Annotated in this window: 16 protein-coding genes; 10 read left to right on the forward strand and 6 right to left on the reverse strand. The window is 43.7% G+C overall.

Translation table 11 applies throughout. The features are described from left to right. The first annotated feature begins 89 nt into the window (after nt 1-89). The 4 genes from FLM53_RS20695 (at nt 90) to FLM53_RS20710 (ending at nt 4375) form a co-directional block, all read left to right on the forward strand. Nucleotides 90-986, forward strand: coding sequence for a hypothetical protein (locus FLM53_RS20695; protein WP_176679602.1), 897 nt, complete (start codon nt 90-92; stop codon nt 984-986). A 190-nt stretch (nt 987-1176) separates the two neighbouring features. Next, complete coding sequence (locus FLM53_RS20700) at nt 1177-1983, forward strand: DUF481 domain-containing protein (protein ID WP_370779585.1); 807 nt, start codon at nt 1177-1179, stop codon at nt 1981-1983. A 254-nt stretch (nt 1984-2237) separates the two neighbouring features. After that, nucleotides 2238-3194, forward strand: a complete 957-nt coding sequence (locus FLM53_RS20705; RefSeq protein ID WP_176679601.1) for a polysaccharide lyase family 7 protein — start codon at nt 2238-2240, stop codon at nt 3192-3194. A 269-nt stretch (nt 3195-3463) separates the two neighbouring features. Further along, a complete protein-coding gene (locus FLM53_RS20710; protein ID WP_176679600.1) occupies nt 3464-4375 on the forward strand; it encodes a 2OG-Fe(II) oxygenase in 912 nt (303 codons plus the stop codon). 129 nt (nt 4376-4504) lie between these two features. Here the strand turns inward: FLM53_RS20710 and FLM53_RS20715 are convergent, their stop codons facing one another. From FLM53_RS20715 to FLM53_RS20730, 4 genes are all read right to left on the reverse strand, one after another. Continuing rightward, complete coding sequence (locus FLM53_RS20715; RefSeq protein WP_176679599.1) at nt 4505-7582, reverse strand: efflux RND transporter permease subunit; 3078 nt, start codon at nt 7580-7582, stop codon at nt 4505-4507. Continuing rightward, the gene (locus tag FLM53_RS20720; RefSeq protein ID WP_176679598.1) at nt 7569-8891 is read right to left on the reverse strand and encodes an efflux RND transporter periplasmic adaptor subunit; all 1323 of its coding nucleotides are present in this window, start codon (nt 8889-8891) and stop codon (nt 7569-7571) included. The genes FLM53_RS20715 and FLM53_RS20720 overlap by 14 nt, the downstream gene beginning before the upstream one ends. A gap of 194 nt (nt 8892-9085) precedes the next feature. Next, nucleotides 9086-10279, reverse strand: coding sequence for an outer membrane protein transport protein (locus FLM53_RS20725; protein WP_176679597.1), 1194 nt, complete (start codon nt 10277-10279; stop codon nt 9086-9088). Then, a complete protein-coding gene (locus FLM53_RS20730) occupies nt 10269-12530 on the reverse strand; it encodes a lipase (protein WP_176679596.1) in 2262 nt (753 codons plus the stop codon). Before FLM53_RS20730 ends, FLM53_RS20725 begins: the two co-directional genes overlap by 11 nt. 357 nt (nt 12531-12887) lie before the next feature. On the opposite strand from FLM53_RS20730, the gene FLM53_RS20735 reads away from it, so the two are divergent. From FLM53_RS20735 to dcuC, 3 genes are all read left to right on the forward strand, one after another. Further along, complete coding sequence (locus FLM53_RS20735) at nt 12888-13592, forward strand: winged helix-turn-helix domain-containing protein (RefSeq protein WP_176679595.1); 705 nt, start codon at nt 12888-12890, stop codon at nt 13590-13592. After that, nucleotides 13585-14091, forward strand: coding sequence for a hypothetical protein (locus tag FLM53_RS20740; protein ID WP_176679594.1), 507 nt, complete (start codon nt 13585-13587; stop codon nt 14089-14091). Before FLM53_RS20735 ends, FLM53_RS20740 begins: the two co-directional genes overlap by 8 nt. Nucleotides 14092-14546: 455 nt before the next feature. Beyond that, nucleotides 14547-15914, forward strand: a complete 1368-nt coding sequence (gene dcuC, locus FLM53_RS20745) for an anaerobic C4-dicarboxylate transporter DcuC (RefSeq protein WP_123285646.1) — start codon at nt 14547-14549, stop codon at nt 15912-15914. Between the two features lie 198 nt (nt 15915-16112). Here the strand turns inward: dcuC and FLM53_RS20750 are convergent, their stop codons facing one another. Continuing rightward, nucleotides 16113-16745, reverse strand: a complete 633-nt coding sequence (locus FLM53_RS20750) for a response regulator (protein ID WP_008219279.1) — start codon at nt 16743-16745, stop codon at nt 16113-16115. After that, nucleotides 16732-18462: a nitrate/nitrite two-component system sensor histidine kinase NarQ gene (gene narQ / locus FLM53_RS20755; RefSeq protein WP_123285647.1), complete on the reverse strand. Its 1731-nt coding sequence runs from the start codon at nt 18460-18462 to the stop codon at nt 16732-16734. The genes FLM53_RS20750 and narQ overlap by 14 nt, the downstream gene beginning before the upstream one ends. Before the next feature lie 253 nt (nt 18463-18715). Between narQ and napF the strand changes: the two genes are divergently transcribed. From napF to napA, 3 genes are read left to right on the forward strand one after another with little or no spacing between them, the layout of a single operon-like run. Beyond that, nucleotides 18716-19195 (forward strand): ferredoxin-type protein NapF, encoded by a 480-nt coding sequence (napF, locus tag FLM53_RS20760; protein ID WP_123285648.1) that lies wholly within the window; start codon nt 18716-18718, stop codon nt 19193-19195. Nucleotides 19196-19217: 22 nt separating this feature from the next. Beyond that, on the forward strand, nt 19218-19523 hold the full coding sequence (locus FLM53_RS20765; protein WP_017058194.1) for a chaperone NapD: 306 nt from the start codon (nt 19218-19220) through the stop codon (nt 19521-19523). After that, complete coding sequence (gene napA, locus FLM53_RS20770) at nt 19520-22009, forward strand: periplasmic nitrate reductase subunit alpha (protein WP_176679593.1); 2490 nt, start codon at nt 19520-19522, stop codon at nt 22007-22009. Before FLM53_RS20765 ends, napA begins: the two co-directional genes overlap by 4 nt. Nucleotides 22010-22069: the final 60 nt, after the last annotated feature.

A 22069-nucleotide genomic window follows, 5' to 3' on the forward strand; every position in this document is an offset into this window, starting at 1 on the left:
GATCATTCACCTTCATTTAAATACTGTTCGCGCGCTTTGACCATAAAATGAACGCCCAATGACAAGAGCAACCGTCGACAGGAATGTAGATGAATACCAAACAACTTGAGGACGCGGTCAATGAAGTGACCTTGTTCAATCAACACCTGCACTTAATCCAATCCGTCCATACCATTCCTACACCAAAAGTGAATTGGGAGTCGATTGCTATGGAACCGGCTCCTGTAATGCCAACGGTTCGCTTCGACCATAAAGTCAAAGCCATGGAAGCGCTCGACGAGTACAAACCCAACTGGCTCGACATGCTGCTGGGCAACAAATCCAAGTTGTATACCCTCACCGCCAATATTGAGCGAGCGGCAGAGAAAGACATCGAACAATACAAAACTGAATTTGTACATTGGGTGCAGAACTACAGCTACTGGGCCAAAGGCAATCAATTGTCGAAAGGTGTTTTGGATAACGATAGCCAAGCGAAGCTGTCTGCCCTTTCTGAAGCGCAACAGAACCCTATCAACGCCGCAGTGGTCGACACTAAATTGATCAACCATAACTTTAATACCTACAAGAATGGTCACCTGCTAGAAATCAACATTCAGGTTAATAAGCACAACGTCATCCCTAAAGAGAAAAAGGTATTGTGCCAAGGTGAGGTAAAGCTAGAGACCCTGTCCCTATCTGAAAGTAATGCCTTGTATCGAGAGTATGTGTGTAGCTGTGTTCTTAAATGTGCTCAGGACTCTTTCAATGTCTTACCCGAGACAAGCGTCGTAATCAATGTTGAGCAGGTTTCTCCTAGTCATTCCAATGAGACGATTCTTTCGTGCCATGTAGAGAAAGGTTTGCTGGAGTTCTTATTGATTGAAGACGACAAACCTTCTGAGATCCTTGAATTCTTTGTGCACATTGAAGATTTCAACCCTCATCGTGGCAACGGGTTTTCTGAGATCAAAACTATCTTCTCCCCTTTACCTATTGCGTCGTAACTCAGTCCATCTTTTGGCTCGAACACTGACTACTCATCACGACTAACTGTTAGTTGGTCGTGTTCAATCACTTATATACCTAACCATTATGTCGACCTACGCTATCTCAAGAACAACACGTCCAATACAAAACACAGCTCTAAACAAAACCAATTTCAACCCGTTACCTTTGGTCGCAACGGTCTTATCCATGTCACTTTTCGCTGAAGAAACGGTACCGACCGAAGAGCCCGTACTTACGGAACCAATTGAACTTATAGAACAGCGTGAGCTTACAGATAAGCAAGTCTTGCAAGATGAAGCGATATTGGAAGAAAAGTCGGAATCAGAAGACGAATCGCCCTTCACAACGTTAACCAAATTGGGGTTTATCTACTCTCAAAACACCAGTTCATCTTTGTCTATCAATTCTGGGATATCCGTAGGCTACAAAAAGGAAAACTGGGGACAACGTGTCCAGTTCGACACCTACTATACCGATGCTGAAAATGATGAAGATGGTACTAATCGCTATACCACCAACTATGGCATTAGCTATGACCTAAACGAGGTAACTTACTTAGTCGCGACAACACGTTTTGAACACGACCACTATGGTACCTATCGTAAGCAATTCATTACCGCGACCGGTTTGGGTCGTCACTTTTACGATACCGAAAGAATCAAGCTTCAAGGCTCTGCGGGGCCGGGTTACCGAATCAGTAAACGACAATCCTCCGACGAAGAGTTCCCAAACAAAGAGAACTACGAACTGATCGTTAATGCCAGTATCGATGGATCTCTAACGCTTACAGAAACGTTCTCTATGGGCGCAACTGCAAACATGGCCTACGGTGAAGAGAACACAAACTACAACCTAAAGGGTTATCTAAAGAACATTCTGATGGGCAATTTAGCACTGACGTTTGATACCGAATACATTTACAACACCACTGTCGCCTCAGACCAAAGCAACAGCGAGATCTACAGCTCAATGAACCTAAATTACGACTTCTAAGAAAGATTTCCCCCATCGAACATGCAAAAGGATTTGCGTGATCGTCCAGTAAATCATTACCAAGACCTATACAAACTCTCGATTCATCGACCCAACACCTACTTCTATTACTTAGAAAAATTGTATTGAGATGTGTTTTTGGAATCGATCGCTCAAAGCTCTGTCAGCTAAATGTAAAACCACACTCGGACCAATGAAAATCCCGTAATTTATCGCTAAAGTCCGCCTACCTTTTGTATTACAAATCACTTTTTATGTTCAACTCTCAACAAACTGTAAAACACTTCAAGATTGCTGCACTTATTTCTTGCGGTTTATTACTCGCAGGCTGTGAAGCCAACGCTAAAAGCGACCAATCAGACCTTACAACATGTACCGGCTGTAACTGGAACATAGAACAATGGAAAATCACCCTTCCAGTCAGTGGCGACGATTATTACGACAATGGTCGTAGTAGCGCAGCCGAGCTCATTCCCCAAGAATGCAATGGTAAAGAGTACTTAACCAACGGTACTAATCTCCCTTGGTTCTCTCGTGAATCAGTTAACGGCGAAGAGCGTCTCAAATTTACAGTAGATCTTGGCGGCCAAGTTTCTACAACACCAAACACAAAATACGTTCGTTCTGAGCTTCGTGAGCTATACAACTATGATTCCGAAAATCGTTGCAGCACTAAAGAGCAAAACTGGGCAGTAACAGGAACACATGAACTCAAAGCAACACTAAGCGTTGATCAATTTCCGGATAAAGATGTAACGGGTAGTGACCCAAAAGTGGTTCTTGGCCAAATCCATGGTAAAGACATTAAACAAGCGCTCGTGAAATTACAGTGGGATGGTGAAAACAAACCAGTACGTGTCGTTCTAAATGATTCCTTTCTGTCAGGAAACCAAATTTGCAGCGACTGTAAGCCGTTTAGTGTCAACCTAGGCTATGCACCTGCGAACCTTGATTGGGATTACACAATTCGTCTCAACGACCAGGGTATTTACCTTTCAACACTAATTAATGATGAATTAACAGAGCAATTCTTACCTTGGGGTGTCGAAACAGAAGACCGTGATGGCAACAAAGTTACCCTTTCAAAGGCATGGTTAGAGGAAGAGTATTACTTTAAAGCTGGCCTTTACGCTCAAATAAAACCTTCAAGAGAGTTTGCAGGGCAAGTGTTCTCGGTCAGTTTCGCGAAGATCAATATTGATCATAACTAATCACGCTTAACTAAGTCTTAGATACAACGAACAGCAGGCTCTAACCCGATAAGCCCTCACTCTCTTTAAACAGCGCATTGATTCCTTCAGTAATGCGCTGTTTTTGTTTTTAGTCACCAATATAGAGCCTTCTTGTTCGTTTCCCCTTTCTTCTCGATTTACTGTTGATTATATAGAAAACGTTAATTCTGTTTTGCTTAATGCCCCGTTTATCTACAAACCTTGGTGTAATAGATTGGACTCAAGCAAACAAAAGGAGCGAATACATTATGTTATCTAATCAACTAGAGCGTGCACGCGCCATCGATTTACCAACACGCGAAGCGATGCTTCAACGAGCTCCTTCTGTGCAACAGTTTTGGGACAGCAATAAAAGTCTGTTCAGTGAAGCTTGGAAAGAGTGGGAAGTGAGTGCAGAAGGCAGCCAGCTAAAATTCGATGATTCACTACTGGATGCTCGCCTGCGTGAAGCCGTTAGACAGGCATGGCAAGATCCAACGAAAGAAATTGCAGTACAAGACCTGCTCGAAGAAGTCTCACCTGGTGTGTTTAAATTCCAGTTTTTTGATCCAGAGCGTTTGGCCGGACTGCGCGATTACTTAGAAGAAGTATCTAAGGCTCAAATCCCGTTGCGCCCGCCTTATGGCATAGTCCTCAACCGAGGTGGTGCGATGCTGGATAGCCGATCTGAAGGTTACTTAGCAGCGCCGAGTTTTCAAGCGTTTTATCGCGACCTGCTCGACAGTTACATGCGTCCAATTGCGCGTTTATTGTTCCCAGAAATCATGGGCTACGATACGCAAACTTTTGGATTCTCTATTCAGTATCAAGCGAACAAAGACACATCTTTGCGCCTTCATACCGATGCATCTTCTGTCACGCTCAATATCAATCTGAATTTACCCGATGAAGCGTTTTCAGGCTCTGCACTCAACTTTTATGACCCGGCAACAGGCAAAATGAATGAGGCGACATTTACACCCGGCATGGCAATGATCCACCGAGGAAACGTAGCACACGCCGCACTGCCAATTACCAGTGGTGAACGCTCTAACTTCGTATTGTGGTTATATGGCGACCGTGGACAGATCCCACAGCACAACTCAGGATTGGAAGCGATAGATGCTCATCAGCGTTGGACGGTACCAACGGTTGTGCCTGACAGCTTCGCTCCGTTTTAATCGGTTCGATTAGGATGGGATTAGCCTGTTCAGACGGCTAATACAGTAAATAACAAAGCGCCCACCATGAATAATGGTGGGCGCTTTTTCGTTTCTTCGATTACGTTAACTGTCAATCGACTCGATAGATTAGGCTGGTTTGGTTCTCAATCGAGTCAACACATCCATTTGCTTTAGGTTCGCCATACCGACATACGCGACAGGCACTAAGAACAATGAGAAGAAAGTTCCGACAGACAAGCCACCGACCAGTACCAGACCAATATTAATACGACCCAATGAACCCGGACCATCAGCCAGCGCTAACGGCAATGAACCTAAGATCATCGTCAGCGACGTCATCAAGATAGGACGTAATCTTGAACGTGCACTGCTGATCGCCGCTTCTTGCGCACTCGCACCCGATTTACGTTTCTCGTTCGCAAACTCCACCAGCAAAATACCGTGTTTAGTGACAAGACCAACCAAAGTCAGCAAACCGATCTTAGAGTAGATATTAAGGCTTTGACCAAATACCGACAGTGTTAAAATCGCACCGACGATACACAATGGAACCGTTAGCAAGATGATCATAGGGTCAACAAAGCTTTCAAATTGCGCCGCCAGAATCAGGAAAATAAAAATCAACGCCAATACGAACAGCACCTGTGCACCAGCGGTTGAATCAACGAGATCTTTTACAATGCCGTTGAATTCGTAGCTTTGTGCCGGTTTCAATAAACTTGGAACCGTGTCATCAATGTATGCTTTCACATCGCTTGCTGTGTATCCGGGCATTAAGTCAGCCGTAATTTCAGCGCTGTCTTTACCCATGAATGTCTTGAAGTTCGATTCCGACGTCACTTGTTTGATTGATACAAACTGAGACAAAGGTAGCCTTTGACCCGACTGTGAATCCACATACAGCTTATCCAATACCTTGAAATCACCAAGATCGCTCAGGTTTACTTGAACTTGGATTGGATATGTATAGCCATCATCCGCCTGTAGATCCGCTGCTTTCACTGAACCTAGAAATGTCGATAACGCATTGGTTACATTGCCGTAATCCACGCCAGACAACACAATCGCATTACGGTCAATCGACAAGTCATAGCGTAACTGGTCACGCAACATCGAGTTTTTAATGTTGGTCACACCCTCGTAATTCTCTAGTGCCTCTACCACTTTGCTCGCCGTGTCAGACAAGACTGTCGTATCACGGTTCACGGTCGTGAGTTCGAGAATCATGTTAGTCGCAATGTTCAAGTTATCCGCAGAGCGAACCTTGAAAGACATGCCATACGCAGAAACTGAACTTTGCGCTTTGGCGATAAACTCGTTCACCAATTCATCTGCAGATTGGTCACGCTCTCCCCATGGTTTTAACAAAACGTGATTGGTCGGTGTGCCTTCGATGTAAGACAGGTTAGCCTCGACCGATTCATCGCCTTTAAACACACTGTTTAACTGTTCGTTGTTATCGAGGTGGTACTGGCGACCTACTCCCGTCGGAGGCGTTGACGTCACCTCAACAAAACCTGTGTCCTCCGTTGGAAGCAGCACTTGAGGCATCTTCCAAACCGCTAATGCAGACAACGCAATCAATACCAAAGCGATACCGCTCATCAGGGCTTTACGTTCAAACCACTTACCTAGCTCATTGGTGTACACATCAGACAGAACATTGAGCTTCGCATCAACCTTTTGATACCACTTCGCTGGTGTTGAAACGGGCTTCATCAAGTAAGCGCTCATCATTGGCGAGAGTGTTAATGCCACAAAACCAGAAATAATCACCGCAGCTGCTAGCGTGAAAGCAAATTGTCTAAACAGATCAGCGGTTAAGCCCGCCATTAGACCAATCGGCAAATACACAACAGCTAAGGTGAGCGTCATCACAATCACAGGGAATACGATCTCTCGACACCCTTTAATTGCAGCATTGAACGGAGTTTCACCCTCTTCGATATGACGGTAGCAGTTTTCAGCCACAACAATCGCATCATCAACCACCAAACCAATGGCGAGAATGATAGCCAGAATCGTCAGTACGTTGATGCTAAATCCAAGTAAATGCATGACAGCAAATACACCGATCACACACACTGGAATGGTGATGATCGGAATTGAAGCAACTCGAAAAGAGCCAAGGAACAGAACCACAACCGCTGAAACCAAAACTATCGCTTCAACTAAAGTCATGAAGCCTTCATCAATTGCGGTTTTAATGAAATCAGCTTGGTTGTAGACCATCTTCATCTCAATGCCTTCTGGCAACTGAGGCTGAATCACATCAATCTGTGTCTTAACTTTATTCGCAACGGTTACTGGGTTTTCACTTTTCAGTGGCAACACCTGAATCGACATCGCTAGATTGTCATCTACACGCAGAATACTTGGTGTAAGACTCTCCTCACCCATTTTGACTTCAGCAATATCACCTATACGAATGATCTTACCGTTATCAACACGAACCACTAAGTCTCTTACATCATCAACGCTGGTTACTTGGTTGACTGGGTTGATGGAGAAATCTCGCACCTGCCCCTTGATGGTACCTGCGGTAAACGTTGCGTTGTATGAGCTCAATGTTCCAACAACATCGGATGCACTCATATTGAGCGCCATCATGCGATCCGGTTGCAACCAAACACGCACCGCCTTCTCGCTACCACCATACGGTCCCCAAATGCCACCCACACCTTGGATGTGCTTAAATTGAGGCACGACTTGTTGGCTAATGTAGTCGTACATGTCTTGCTTAGACATCTTGCCAGTATTCACAAACGTGATGATGTTACTCGGCATACTGGTGTCAGAAGAATCATCCGTGACCGTTGGCTTATCCGTCATACTCGGCGGGAAATCACCAATCGCTTCAACGCTGCTGCGCAGGTTGTTCATCAGGCTTGTGTATTCAACTTCATCAATGTCGTCTTCAAAGATGATTTTTAGATTACACGTGCCTTCCTGACAGTCCGTCGTCATGGTTTTCACGCTGTCGAGGCCTGTTGCAGCGGTAATGAGCTTATCTGCCACATTACGCGACATGAACTCAGCACTAGCGCCATTAATCGCAGCCGTTACCGTTGCTGACGGTGTTTTATGTTCTGGAAAGTATTGGATTGAGAGCTTTTGAAACGACAAAAGCCCAAGCAAAACAATGGTGATGCTCAGAACTGACGCAAACACAGGGTGCTTGATACATATCTCAGGAAGCTTCATTCAGATTCTCCTTCGTTCCAGCTTCCTTGCTTAATGTTTCCTTGCTGTGAGTTTCGCTTGATGATTCCTCAACAGCCGCGCTAGTCTCTGCTTGCTCGCTGTTTTCGTTGATCGCTTCATCTACACCTTTCGATGCTTCCGTCCAATCAACCGAAGGTTCAATTGGATGTGCTTCGTCCACCTGTGTTACGGTCTTTTCTACTTTAGGCTCAGCGGTCTTCTGAGTGTTCTCTTTGCTTGTCGGTTCCGTTATTAACTCAACAGTTTTCTGTTCAGCATTTGGGTTCATGACCTTAACTAACGACGCTTTCTTAAGGTTCTGTTGTCCCGTCACAACGACGTTATCGCCAAGCTTCAAACCTTTCTCTACAACAACGTAACCATCGTTAGTATTCACGCCTAATTCGACAATACGTTGCTCGATTTTTTCGCCATTCACGACCCAAACAAAACGCTCTGCATCTTTGGCTTGAACGGAGTTTTGAGAAACCACCATCTGCGTTGAATCTTCGCTCGTCATCTGACTTACTTTGGCAAACATACCCGGAACTAAGCGATGCTCCGGGTTAGTCACGTGCGCGTGCACTTCTACACGGCCTGAGCTTTCGTCCACCGCTGGCGCAATGTAATCCACCACGCCAGAAAACGCTTCATCGACAAATGCATCAACTTGGATGGAAACATTCTGCCCAAGCTTTGCGTTGCCTAAGTCCGACTGTCCAATGGAATACTGAACTTCGACAGGATCGAGTTTGATCAAACTGACCAACGCGGTTGCGCTATCAATCTTACTGCCCACTGAGTGGGTGAAATTAGTTAGCTGCCCATCAAATGGCGCGACCAATAAATAGTCATTCATCAGCGCTTCTTTCTGACGGAAATCAGCTGCGGCTAGGTTCGCCTGTTCTCCCAGTTCTTCCACATCTTGTTGAGACATAGAGTCAGGCTGTTTCTTTAGTAATTCTTGTACACGTTTTAATTTCGACTTTGCTAACGCTAGAGAGCTTCTTGCTTTGTCTAAATCGGCTTTCGCTTTGGTATTGTCCAGTTGAGCGATCAGTTCGCCTTTTTTAACTGAATCTCCATCTTTGAAATGGATGTTGAGAATTTTGTCGGAGGCACTAAATGTTAATGCAGCAGAATCCGTTGCCCTGATTTTGCCAACCTCGTTGATTGAAGAAGTGAATGCTTGTTTGTGAGCTTTTTCGATAGTCACAGGAATTAAGTTTGAGTCTTGGGCAAACGATGGAGAGATATGTAAGGCAAACAGTGCCAAACAGATTGTTTTACTAAGCTTTGTAAATTTCATTTTTAATAACCATAACCGTTGAATTCGTCTGAATTAAAACGTTTTTCTAAGCAGCTATTTCTTACTTAATGAGCTTCCAGCTATTTAAATAATGCTAAAACAGCTAATAATGAGAAAAGGGCTCAACTCACTGTCGAGCCCTGCAATTTTTATATGATTCCTAAATTTTTACGTTCTGAACTCCAAAGTAAAAGTTAAAAACGATGCTGATACTGTACACCTAGGAGTAAGGCATCAGCAGTCACATCAGCAGTTATATTGGAACTCGTTCCTGGGATCGTCGTCAGGCTTTCGTCAATATCTTGTGATTCTCCGATGATAAATCCGACACCAATATCCACAGAACTGGCAGCCGTGAAGTTATATGTCCCTCCGACCGTTAGCCAATGACGGTTAACATCAGGAATTGATAACGATGTGAGTTCGTCAGTTGGGGAAATGTCGTACATGTAACCCGCTCGTAGAACGATGTCTTTCGACATGGTGTACGTACCACCGACAGAAATATGCCCTGCATCTTTCCATTGGTACTCTTTAATTGAGTCGTCATAAGAGTCAGATGTTAGCGAGTCAAATTCAGACCAGTTCACCCACTGTAGGCTGTAATGGAAAGCCCACTGTTCGTTGAGCTGGTGCCAACCGGAAAACTCTAGAGTGTCTGGTAACGGAACATTCATCTTGTCGGCAGGGACACCGCCTTTGGTAATGTCACCTTCCACTTCAATATCGGGGCTGTAACGGTAAGTAATACCAAATTTATTGCGCTCATTTACCTGATACGTTGCACCAATATTGGCACCTAAACCAAAACCGTCGGCATCAACATCAAGTAGGTTCTTACGGTGAATTTCACCTTCACCGTAGATAACATCAATACCTGCGCCCAAGTTGATCTTTTCAGATAATTCATAAGCGACAGCAAAGCCAAAGTTGATGCTTGAGAGTGCCGTTTTTCCTCCAAACTCATCTGCTGAAAATGAGTCATCAAACTCAACATCAGTGCCGAAATTGGAATGCACGGTAGCACCCAAAGTGAACTTTGAGTCTTGAATTGGATGGACGTAATGGATGTTCGGCACTAACGTACCTGCGCTAAGTTCTTGGTCATCCAATGATGTGGTATCACCCATTAAAGGTGTGTAACTGACGTTCGATACATCAATTCCACTATCGATATAGACAGCACCTACCGACAACATAGGTTGCTCGATGTAGGCCATTGCGGCACTGTTCTTAGCTACAATCGCTGCGCTATCTGCAATGACAGCATCACCCGCAAACGCACGGCCTAAGCCGGTTGCTGATTGTGCGTTCAGTTGAAAACCAGCTGCGTTGGTTAGACAAGGGACAAGAGCAGCCGCAGTGCCCAATAAAAGTTTATTCTTCATCTTGAGGCACCTCTGTTTCGATGTGATCTTCGTTATTTATGACGACTACTGCACCGTCACTCATTACCATTGAAGCAACGGCGATTTGTTGAGTGTCCACAGCTTCAAGTACATCAGATATGTTCTCTCCCGGCATACCTGGTAGCCCGTCTTCATCAACAGGACCTTCATACGGGAACAAATACGTACCATGCCCACCCGTGGTGGTTCTAACAGCACCACGTTTTTCACTTATATTTTCTGATGTGCCTGTTATTGGATCTAACCCAAGTGCAGTAATAAGTGGCTCGGTACCAGTGCGTATGTTATCTGGTGCTGTGTTTGGAATTACGCTGTCTGGCACGTAATCAACTCCAACATCACAGGTTTCACCACAATCTCCGACGGCAGCTAACAAAAGAGTTGGTTGTTGTACTGCAACTTGACGAGAAATAAAGCTAGCAGGATCGGCACTATCAATCGTTGCTTGAACCCCTTGTTTAAGGTCAGTTACAACCAGATCAAAGATGTCATTCTCCAACTGACTCACAAGCAGCGCGTTATCTGTTGAAAGTGCACCAAACTCACGAAGCGCTTCAATACATTGCTGGTTTGTTGCCTCTGCGGTACAGATATCAGGAATGACAGTTTCAGCAATGCCACGCTGAACGTCTGGAGACTTCTTTACACCTTCAGACATCTCAGGGCCTAACGTCTGCGAAGACAAAACCAGATTGGTTAGCCCTTGTCCCGGTACAACAAAGTTCACCGTGTTAAATGCAAAGTCTGAGTTATCACCCAAATCACGAGTAGGTTGGCTGAATTCACTCACCATCACTGACATGATTCCCCCTAGTGATTGTCCGATTAAATGAATATCATCCTTTTTTACCCAAGATTCTTGGCTTAACGCGTAGCGAAGACCTAAAAAGTCGGAGACAGATTGTTGAAGGTTAGAACGAAGCGCTAAAGGAGAATCAATATTGATGAAGAACGCCTTGTTTGCTCGAGCACTGATTTCTACTCCTGTTTTTTCGCCATCGTTAGGGTCAGTATCAGTGTTGTCATAACGCATTCTTTCCCCATGATATGGCATATCAATCGCAACAACGGCATAACCTTTTTTTGTATATTCCGCAGCCATCAACGATGCTGTACCGCGCTCCGCAGTAACACCGTGGATGAATATCGCAGTCGGAAATCCGGTCGACGTTTCTATCGGCCTTGGAGTGTCTTCGTAATTTGGCAAATAAATATCAGCCGTGATATTGAGGAATTCAATTACTTTAGGGGATGACATCTCAGCAGTAGGGAAGCCACCATCAGCATTAGTAATCCATTCATAGAGTGGTGGGCAGTTTTCTTTCGGGTCAAACTCATCAATGGTGCATTCAGACTCTCGACCTTCAGTAAAAGGCAAGTAAGACGGTATTCTTAATTGCTTACTGTATTGATTGTAATCTCCATTAAATTCTCGAACTTTTTCATAACCGTCTAAAAACTTGGTATTAAACTTTACATGATTGTCTCTCATAGCATCCAGTGACGAATATGAACTCTGAGTTTTAAACTGCGCGGCATATACAGGAATACCCTTCTCGGGATAAAGCGAATAATATGAATCAATCGCATTCAATACCTGCTCCTGAAGGCTTATTTCCTTATCGCTTTCTAGCGGAACACCTGAATAAATCAATTCATCAAAGCTAGCGTCTGCTTTTAAAGGTTCGTCAAATTCAGTTTTTACTCCATCAGTCACAACGATCGAATAAGTCGTCCCTTCTTTTAACCCTGACTCGCACTGAATAATAATATTGGAGCCATCAGCTGATATTTGAGTGCCAACTTCCTCACCTGTTGACTCATTAATTAACACCACATTCCCCGATAAAGTTTCATTATTCAGTGGAAAACGCTTATCAGAATTAACACTTTGCAGAGGAATTAAAATAGGCTCTGCACAAAGTCCCCAGCCGTCTAAAGCGGCGTATGAGTTGTTGTAGTCCTGATAATAGGCATCATTGGTCGATGACATTGCGGCAGTGTGTTCACCGACTCCGGTAATGGTTCCGTCGTCGTCATACCCGTATCCATCATTCGGTTTTGGTAATTCATTAATGTTGTAAGGAACTAATACTGAAACGGCTTCTTGAGTCGAGTCTTCTGACTGACAGCCGAGTAAGGCAAGCGTGATTAGTCCACATAAATATGGCTTATTGAATTCTTTCAAAACAGCTCCTTCGTAGCTTTCGCATTTAACTGGTGTGGTCATGCGATTTATCGTTATTTGAGTTGCCGGTTGAGTCGGAGGTAAGTTCGACTTTTATTCGCAGAGAGCAAGGCAACACGAAGTTGGAATGACACGTTGATAGAACTACGTAAGAAATTTGAGCACTTAACCCACACCCACTAAATCAGCGTCACCAGTTAATGATCTAATAGCTACTAACACCAAGCACCTGAAACCACATTAAACAACCTCAAAAAGGTATATAAGGAAATCTAATTAGGTTAATAACTCAATTTAAATCATTAACTTAAACATCAAAGATAACGAAATCAGTAAGTTTATATTTGTAACGACATTTGTTATATTTAGGTTAGAACGCTTATTACAATGAGAACCCAGATGTCTGCTGAATTTATTATCAATGATGATATACAGGTCAATTTAGAAGAGAGTGAAATCCATCACTTTAAGACAGGCCGTACGTACCCAATAGGTTCTAACGAATCAGAGCTCCTTAAGTTTTTTATCTCTAGACCCAATGAGGTGATTACTCGCCAAGTTCTGATTGAGCAAGTATGGGTGTCGAAAGGTATCTATGTTGAAGATGGCAGCTTAATGCAAACCATCTCTATCTGCCGAAAAGCGCTTGAAGACAAGAGTGGAATGATCATTGTCACTGAACGCGGCAAAGGCTACCGATTTGCAGGGCAAGTAACACAAGATAAAGAACGCGCACTACGTAAAATTCAAGCCCAACCTACGCAACAAACTGAACAACCGACAGAGAGCTCTATAGAAGAAAGCGCGACAGCAGAAAAAGCAGTCCCAACGAAAAAGACAAATCATGTGTTAGCGCTAATTGCTTTATTTATAGTAACCGCGGGTTTGTCCCATTATTTGTTTGCTTATTTAGACAGAAATAGCTTAGGTGAAGATCTTACAGGGCAACATTTTATCTCTTGTACAATCGAAACCGACGAGTTCACCTTTAAAGAACTCTACAACGTCACTCTTTATGAATATAAGGGTCGAAAAATCATCATAGATAATTCAGGAAAATCTTTGAGCTTCCCTAGCGAATTTAAAGGAGTTACTTGTGAATAAAGAAAAGCAGATATTCGTTGTCGTGGCTCTATTGGGCATTTTGGTCGGCTGGTTAACAACCTTTATTCCGAAAGAGCACCTTAAAGGTCATTATCTAGCCAATACAGCATCGGTGGTCAATCCGCCTGAGAAAATAATTTATAATCAAGCTTCCGTGAATATTGAGTTTAAGAAGAATAATAGTTACGAGCTGTTATATGTTTCGACTAAAGAGGCTGGTTTCACATCGTCTGGAACTTACGTTGTCACTCAACACGATATTTCGTTAGACGAAACTCAACACGAACAGATCATTCCAGATAGAGATCTCTCGTTTTATGAGAAAGTCATGATCAGTGAAGGTGCGGTGCTTTCTTCCGATGCGATGACCTACATTCCACTGAACGACAAAGAACTGTTGTTGGTGACTCAACGCGGGATGATTCATTTCTGTAAGAAAGTCGCTTGTGCTGACTTGCCCGCTTATTCCATTTCGGATCCGGACGTAAATATCAACTAACCCTTCCTTACCAACAGGTCGAACTCTGTAACTTTTATGTGACTTAACTCTGGCGTCTGCTAATTCCCAATTATGTAGGCGTCAGATTTTAATCTTCTGATTCTCTAGTCCTTTGAATCAAAAAATACCTTCCTAAATGTAAGAAATAACCCTTTCCTTTTGATTTCTACCACTAAGCTAGAAAAGCCATAATTTTATAAATCAAAACCTTTATATGCAACCTCACACAACAAAAGTGATCCAAGCTATATTCTAACGAACGATATAATTTGTTTATTAACATCTAAACAACAGTAGTTATGCATGATTTACAACCACAATTAACATCGCAAAAAATGTTTGTCTTAGATCATATCAACCTCAACTATGCCTCGTGCCACAGTGTAGTTTTCTGTACATTCATTGTCATATTCTGAAACACTTTCTTATATTTTTTAAACTTTGTGGAGATTTCTATGTTAGAGCTCTTGATCGGATTAGTGATTACCATCGCTGTTGGTTACTTTATTGTAAAAGGCTATAAAGCAGCGGGTGTATTATTAACTGCTGGCCTTGCCCTACTTCTTATTACTGGCCTTATTGGTCACACAGTTTTACCAGCTAAGGTAGCTTCAACTGGTAACATGGTTACCGACTCACTAGAATTCGTTAAGTACATGCTTCAGTACCGTGGCGGCGGCCTAGGCATGCAAATCATGCTTCTTTGTGGTTTCGCTTCTTACATGACTCACATCGGCGCAAACAACGTGGTAGTGAAACAGTTTTCTAAACCACTGTCTGTTATCAAATCTCCATACGCACTACTTGTTGCTGCATACATCGTAGCGTGTCTAATGTCTCTTGCAGTAAGTTCTGCAACCGGCCTTGGCGTACTATTGATGGCAACGCTATTCCCAATGATGACGGCAATGGGTATCTCTCGCCCTGCTGCGGTAGCGGTATGTGCTTCACCAGCTGCAATCATTCTTTCTCCTACATCAGGTGATGTTGTTATTGCTGCAGAAAAGTCAGGCTTAGACCTAGATGTGTTTGCGGTTCAAACGGTACTGCCAGTGTCTATCTGTGCAATCATCGTAATGGCTGCAGCTGCTTTCTTCTGGAACAAGTATCTAGATAAGAAAGAAAACACACCAATGGAAAAAGTAGACGTTTCTGAAATTGAAACAACGGCGCCAGCTTTCTACGCTGCCCTACCATTCCTGCCAATCATCGGTGTTTTCCTATTCAACGGTCGTACGATCCCAGGCCTTAAGCTTGATATCTACACTATCGTTGTTGGTTCTATCTTCGTTGGCGCAATCATCGATTACGTTGTGAAGAAGTTCGACGGTGAGAAAACGCTAGAAGACCTAGATTCTTGTTACCAAGGCATGGCAGAAGCATTCAAAGGCGTGGTAATGCTGTTGGTTGCGGCGGGTGTATTTGCTCAAGGCCTAATGTCTATCGGCGCGATTGATAACCTAATCGGCCTTGCTGAAGCAGCAGGTGCTGGCGGTATCGCACTGATGCTTATCCTGACAGGTCTTACGGTTGCTGCCGCTATCGCGACAGGTTCTGGTAACGCACCTTTCTACGCTTTCGTAGAGCTTGCGCCATCATTAGCAGCGAAAATGGGACTAAACCCTGCGTTCCTAATCATTCCAATGCTTCAAGCATCAAACCTAGGTCGTACTATCTCTCCAGTATCTGGCGTAGTAGTAGCAACATCAGGTATGGGTAAAATCAGTCCATTCGAAGTTGTTAAACGTACATCAGTACCAGTAATCTGTGGTCTTATCACGGTTATCTTCGGCACACTAGTATTGGTTCCAATGACGGCTTAAGCCTCAAGTTCCTGTGTTCCATTAACCAAAAGCAGAGCAAAAAGAACACCAATTCAGATATAAAATGCTTAAACAGAAAAGGCGCTAAACTTAATAAGTTCAGCGCCTTTTTAATATCACTTTCTCAACATCGTTAAAGCTGAAGAGATATGAGTAAACAGCACGGCTTGAAATAGTTTAATTTCAAAGGAACAAGCCCTACTTCATTTCTCCATAACGCTCTAGGTAAAGAACGGTTGCTGCGGTACGTGAAGGCACTTGTAGCTTTTTCAAAAGGCTTTTCATATGTACCTTAACTGTCGATTCAGAAATGAACAGGTGGTCAGCGATCTGCTTGTTACGGTAACCTTTCGCGACTTCTTGAAGGATCTGCATTTCACGTTCAGTCAGTTGGTCGAAGATGTCATTGCGGCTACCAGCATCGTTTAGGTAACGAGCAACCACACTGCTATAAGCTTTGTCGCCACTGTGTGCTTGCTTAAGCAGTTCGATCAGTTCATCCGGCTCAGTGTCTTTCAACAGGTAACCATCAGCGCCCGCTTTTACAATCGCTTCAATGTCTGCAGGGCTATCAGAGACAGTCAGGATTACAATGTTTGCGCTTGAACCGTCAGTACGAAGTGCTTTCAAGGTATCTAAACCAGACATGCCCTTCATATTGAGATCCAAAAGGATCAAATCAGGTTCTTCTTCATGAGCGAGAGCAACCGCTTCAGTGCCGTTACTTGCTTCTGCAATCACTTCGAATTCGTCTTCAAAGCTCAGTAATTGGCTTATACCTCTGCGCATCAATGGATGATCATCAACCAGCATTACTTTACAAATCGTCAACTTTAACTTCCTTCAAACTTTTATATTTCAATATGACTGTACAGCCTTCACCTTGAGCTGCTTCAATCGTTAAGTCGCCATTCAGTCTTGCCGCACGCTCCTGCATAATGCTCATCCCATAGTGGTTCGTTTTAGAACTACTTGAGTCAAAGCCGTCTCCATTATCTTTAATCACGACTAACACTTCACCGTCCTCATCGATACAGCATACATCTATCAAGTCGGCATTGGCGTGTTTTATTGCGTTTATTGTTGCTTCACGAATCAATTGAAGCAAGTGAACCTGACTGTGTGCATCAAGTTCAATCGATGAAAGATTATTGGTGAGGTTAATCTTCGCATCAGTTCTTTCACTGAGTTCCTCAAGCATGGTGCTCAAGGCATCTCCAAAGTTGCCCTCTTTAATGGTCAACCTGAATGTGGTGAGTAGCTCTCTTAATTGAGTATAGGCGTCAGCCAAACCATTACCGATTTCCGACGCTATTTGCTCTGACTGCTCTCTGTGTTGCTGCTCTGGCAGTTTACCAATTACACGCTTTAATAATGTAACTTGGATTTTTAAATACGACAGTGATTGAGCCAGTGAATCGTGCAACTCACGTGCGATCGTCGCTCGTTCTTCCATAATAATAAGCTGTTCGGCTTTCTTTTGGGCGCGATTATAATAAATAGCTCGAGATAACAGTTGAATAAAGCTCTCGATTAGCGCCTTGGTAGAATGCCCGTGATGATAAGAACAGTACAAGTAGCCAAGAATAAGTTCGTTATCATCCAACTTCATCTCGAACTTTTCGTAATCTAAATTCGAATCGTAACCTTCATCCATAATCAATGAACGGCCTGAGTTATCTACAATTTCGAGCCTCAGTGATTCAATCCCTTCCAAGCTTACGAGGTGCTGCAAGATAGCTCGAAAATTTTCAGGCGCGATACGCGTCACCGTGAGCTCTTGTGACGAGTTATAAAGTGCTTGCAGTGACTGGTTGGCATTTTGTAGTTCTACCGTCTTGGCATCTACTACATCTTCAAGATTGCGATAAAGTACGCCGAGATCTTTCGCCATCGAGTTGAAGGTTTTCGTCAAAATACCCATTTCATTGCTACTGGTCACTTTGAGTTCTACCTCAAAATCACTGTTCTTGATTCGCTGGCTGGCTCCAACCAGGGCATGCAGTGGTTTAACAACCTGTTTACGTACAAAGTGAACAACAAAAAGAGATATGACGAGAATTCCGCCTAAACCAATACCACCAGCCCACGCCAGTTTAATCAGCTTATCTTCAGAGAATTCTTGCAGCTTAAAAACGAAGCCATCGATTTCAGTCACGAAGTTTTCAACCAACACGAGATAGTGTTTGCGATCTTCACTGTTCAATACGCGTTTCAGCTCATGCCAACGGCCAATGATTAGATAGTAGTCTTCTGTGATGTCTGTCGGAACTTCCCAACTTACCAAATTGGTCATCGAAGGTGAGTAAAGAGAGCTTTCGAATTCACGGATATGAGAATCATAATCAACTGATTCTATTTGAATATCATGGGCTAGACGGTAGCTCTGCATACGCATTGAACCTGCGACGTTCACCGCTTCTGCATCATTCAAGCTTGAAGCCAATGTAAAGATAGCAAAGCCAGTCGTAGCAACCGACAACAGCAGTATAGATAGCAGTGACTTAGCTATCGTACTCGTTACAGATGAAACCGGTTTTATAAGCAAAAGAGCCTTCCTATTGATAAATGACTTGCCAGCAAGATCGTATTGTCACACATCAAAAATCATAGCTCCATTCAATATGTGATCACTCGCTTCGTAATTTATTGATCTGAGACAATATATGCCCCCAATTAGCCCTAAGGGGGTATTTATACAATTGTTTCTAAAACTACACTACTTGTGAGGACAAATTACAAGATATTAATGGAATAATGACCTACAATTACAACATCTTAGCAACATCTATGGGTATCTAGTGGTAGATCTATCAAAACGCCGTCTATTTTCTAGACGAAAAGTTGATTCAAGCCAGATTCGTTTGCCTTGGATTAAAAACCTAGAAAGCTTTGCAGATGACTGCACTCGCTGCGGTAAATGCATCGAGAGTTGTGAGACTGAGATAATCATTGTAGGCGATGGTGGGTTTCCTACTGTCGATTTCTCAATTGATGAATGTACGTTCTGCTATCAATGTGCAGACGTTTGTCCTGAACCCATTTTTACGCCAAAGCAAGGAGAGCCTTGGCAAGCAAAAGCACGTATTTCTGATAAGTGTTTAGCGCAACAAAACGTTGAATGCCGAAGCTGTGGTGACATGTGTGAACCTATGGCCATTCAATTTCAACTTAGAGCAGGCAGTGTTGCTCTACCAAAAATCGAGTTAAATGAGTGTAACGGTTGTGGAGCCTGCGTAGCAGTTTGCCCTACTTCAGCTATTCTTGTGAGTAATGCATAAATAAAAACAACGAGAGCAATTTATGGCACTAAATGAAGTGCATATATCAAGTTTAGTCGTGCATGTGAGCCCTGAGCATCTCAATGAGATCAAAGCAGAGATCGAGCAATTCGATAACGCTGAGATCTACGGAGATAGCCCTGAAGGCAAAATCATCGTGGTCCTAGAAACCGAAAACCAAGGTTTTGTAACGGACACCATCGAAGCAATAAACAACATTAAGAACGTTTTAGGGACAGCTTTGGTTTATCACCAAATCGAAACTGGACTAGAAGAAACGGATTTAGAAACTGGAAGCAACAATTCTCAACTTGAGGGTGAAGTATGAAAATGACAAGACGTGCGTTTGTGAAAGCAAACGCAGCTGCATCAGCGGCAGCCGTTGCAGGTGTAACACTACCGGCAACAGCAACCAACCTGATTGCTAGCTCTGATCAAACAAAAATCACGTGGGATAAAGCGCCTTGTCGTTTTTGTGGTACGGGCTGTTCGGTACTAGTAGGTACTCAAAACGGCAAAGTGGTTGCGACTCAAGGCGACCCAGAAGCACCGGTAAACAAAGGCCTTAACTGTATCAAAGGCTACTTCCTTTCAAAAATCATGTACGGCAAAGACCGTCTAGAACAGCCTCTTCTTCGTATGAAAGATGGCGAGTTCCACAAAGATGGTGATTTCGCACCAGTATCTTGGGACAAAGCGTTCGACGTGATGGCTGAGAAATGGAAAGCATCTCTTAAGAAGAACGGTCCAACAGGTGTTGGTATGTTCGGTTCTGGTCAGTGGACAGTAATGGAAGGCTACGCAGCCGTTAAGATGATGAAAGCGGGTTTCCGTTCAAACAACATCGATCCAAACGCTCGTCACTGTATGGCTTCTGCGGTAGGTGCATTCATGCGTACCTTCGGTATCGATGAGCCAATGGGTTGTTACGATGACTTTGAACACGCAGACGCATTTGTATTGTGGGGTTCAAACATGGCAGAAATGCACCCAGTACTATGGACTCGTATTACAGACCGTCGTCTAAGCCACCCACACGTTCAAGTAAACGTACTGTCTACTTACTACCACCGTTCTTTTGAGCTTGCAGACACTGGTTACATCTTCAACCCTCAGTCTGACCTTGCGATTGCAAACTTCATCGCAAACTACATCATCCAAAACGATGCAGTTAACTGGGACTTCGTGAACAAGCACACGAACTTCAAGCAAGCAACGACAGACATCGGTTACGGTCTTCGTGACGATGATCCTCTACAGAAAGCAGCAGCAAACCCTAACTCAGGCGCAATGACTGCTATCTCTTTCGAAGATTACAAAGCATCTGTTGCTGAGTACACAGTAGAAAAAGCATCTGAAATGTCAGGCGTATCTGAAGAGAACCTGATCAAGCTTGCTAAGCAATACGCGGATCCAAACATCAAAGTAATGTCTCTATGGACAATGGGTATGAACCAACATACTCGTGGTGTGTGGATGAACAGCCTTGTGTACAACATCCACCTTCTAACAGGTAAGATTTCTACTCCAGGTAACAGCCCATTCTCACTAACTGGCCAACCATCTGCGTGTGGTACAGCTCGTGAAGTAGGTACGTTCTCTCACCGTCTACCTGCAGATATGGTAGTTGCGAACCCTAAACACCGTAAGATTGCAGAAGACATCTGGAAACTTCCAGAAGGCACTATCCCAGCAAAACCTGGTAAACACGCCGTTGCTCAAGACCGTGCATTAAAAGACGGTACGATCAACGCTTACTGGGTAATGTGTAATAACAACATGCAAGCTGGTCCAAACATCAACACTGAGCGTCTGCCTGGTTACCGTAACCCAGATAACTTCATTGTTTGTTCAGACCCGTACCCAACAGCAACAGCTCAAGCGGCTGACCTTATCCTTCCTACAGCAATGTGGATTGAGAAAGAAGGTGCTTACGGTAACGCTGAGCGTCGTACACAAGCATGGTACCAACAAGTGAAAACGGTAGGTGAAGCTAAGTCTGACCTATGGCAAATCATGGAATTCTCTAAGCGCTTCACTATTGAAGAAGTTTGGGGTGAAGAACTGGTTGCGAAAATGCCTGAGTACCGTGGCAAAACCATGTACGACGTGCTTTACAAAAACGGCAATGTTGATGCTTTCCCTCTGTCTGAAGCTCAAGAGCTTAACGACGATGCACAAGCACAAGGTTTCTACGTTCAAAAAGGTCTATTCGAAGAATACGCAGCCTTTGGTCGCGGCCACGGTCACGATTTAGCACCATACGATCGCTACCACAAAGTTCGTGGTCTACGTTGGCCTGTTGTTGACGGTAAAGAGACACTATGGCGCTTTAAAGAAGGTTCAGATCCATACGCTAAGAAAGGTTCTGATTGGGACTTCTACGGCAAGCCAGATGGTAAAGCACTGATCATCAATGCTCCATACGAAGCGCCACCTGAAGTACCAAACGATGAATACGATATGTGGCTATGTACAGGTCGTGTTCTTGAGCACTGGCACACAGGTACTATGACTCGTCGTGTACCAGAACTTTACAAAGCAGTACCGGATGCACTTTGCTACATCCACCCTGCTGACGCTAAAGCTCGTGGTCTTCGCCGTGGTGATGAAGTTCTTATCGAAAATAAACGTGGTGAAGTTCGTGTGCGTGTTGAAACTCGCGGCCGTAACCGTCCACCACAAGGCTTGGTATTCGTACCATTCTTTGATGCAAGAATTCTGATCAACAAGTTGATCTTGGATGCAACAGATCCTCTGTCTAAACAGACGGACTACAAGAAGTGTCCAGTTAAGATCACTAAAGTCGCTTAAGCCTAGGCTTAGAGAGACGATCTTAAGTATCTAATATTGCGGCTACTTTTTTCACTGTTT

The sequence above is a fragment of the Vibrio sp. Scap24 genome (genome assembly GCF_013394185.1).
Taxonomy (GTDB): domain Bacteria; phylum Pseudomonadota; class Gammaproteobacteria; order Enterobacterales; family Vibrionaceae; genus Vibrio; species Vibrio pomeroyi.

What these genes read in the sequence shown, in the direction of transcription:
- FLM53_RS20695 (WP_176679602.1), top strand. Translation starts at nt 90, where the DNA reads ATGAATACCAAACAACTTGAGGACGCGGTCAATGAAGTGACCTTGTTC.
- FLM53_RS20700 (WP_370779585.1), top strand. Translation starts at nt 1,177, where the DNA reads ATGTCACTTTTCGCTGAAGAAACGGTACCGACCGAAGAGCCCGTACTT.
- FLM53_RS20705 (WP_176679601.1), top strand. Translation starts at nt 2,238, where the DNA reads ATGTTCAACTCTCAACAAACTGTAAAACACTTCAAGATTGCTGCACTT.
- FLM53_RS20710 (WP_176679600.1), top strand. Translation starts at nt 3,464, where the DNA reads ATGTTATCTAATCAACTAGAGCGTGCACGCGCCATCGATTTACCAACA.
- FLM53_RS20715 (WP_176679599.1), bottom strand. Translation starts at nt 7,582, where the DNA reads ATGAAGCTTCCTGAGATATGTATCAAGCACCCTGTGTTTGCGTCAGTT.
- FLM53_RS20720 (WP_176679598.1), bottom strand. Translation starts at nt 8,891, where the DNA reads ATGAAATTTACAAAGCTTAGTAAAACAATCTGTTTGGCACTGTTTGCC.
- FLM53_RS20725 (WP_176679597.1), bottom strand. Translation starts at nt 10,279, where the DNA reads ATGAAGAATAAACTTTTATTGGGCACTGCGGCTGCTCTTGTCCCTTGT.
- FLM53_RS20730 (WP_176679596.1), bottom strand. Translation starts at nt 12,530, where the DNA reads ATGACCACACCAGTTAAATGCGAAAGCTACGAAGGAGCTGTTTTGAAA.
- FLM53_RS20735 (WP_176679595.1), top strand. Translation starts at nt 12,888, where the DNA reads ATGTCTGCTGAATTTATTATCAATGATGATATACAGGTCAATTTAGAA.
- dcuC (WP_123285646.1), top strand. Translation starts at nt 14,547, where the DNA reads ATGTTAGAGCTCTTGATCGGATTAGTGATTACCATCGCTGTTGGTTAC.
- FLM53_RS20765 (WP_017058194.1), top strand. Translation starts at nt 19,218, where the DNA reads ATGGCACTAAATGAAGTGCATATATCAAGTTTAGTCGTGCATGTGAGC.
- napA (WP_176679593.1), top strand. Translation starts at nt 19,520, where the DNA reads ATGAAAATGACAAGACGTGCGTTTGTGAAAGCAAACGCAGCTGCATCA.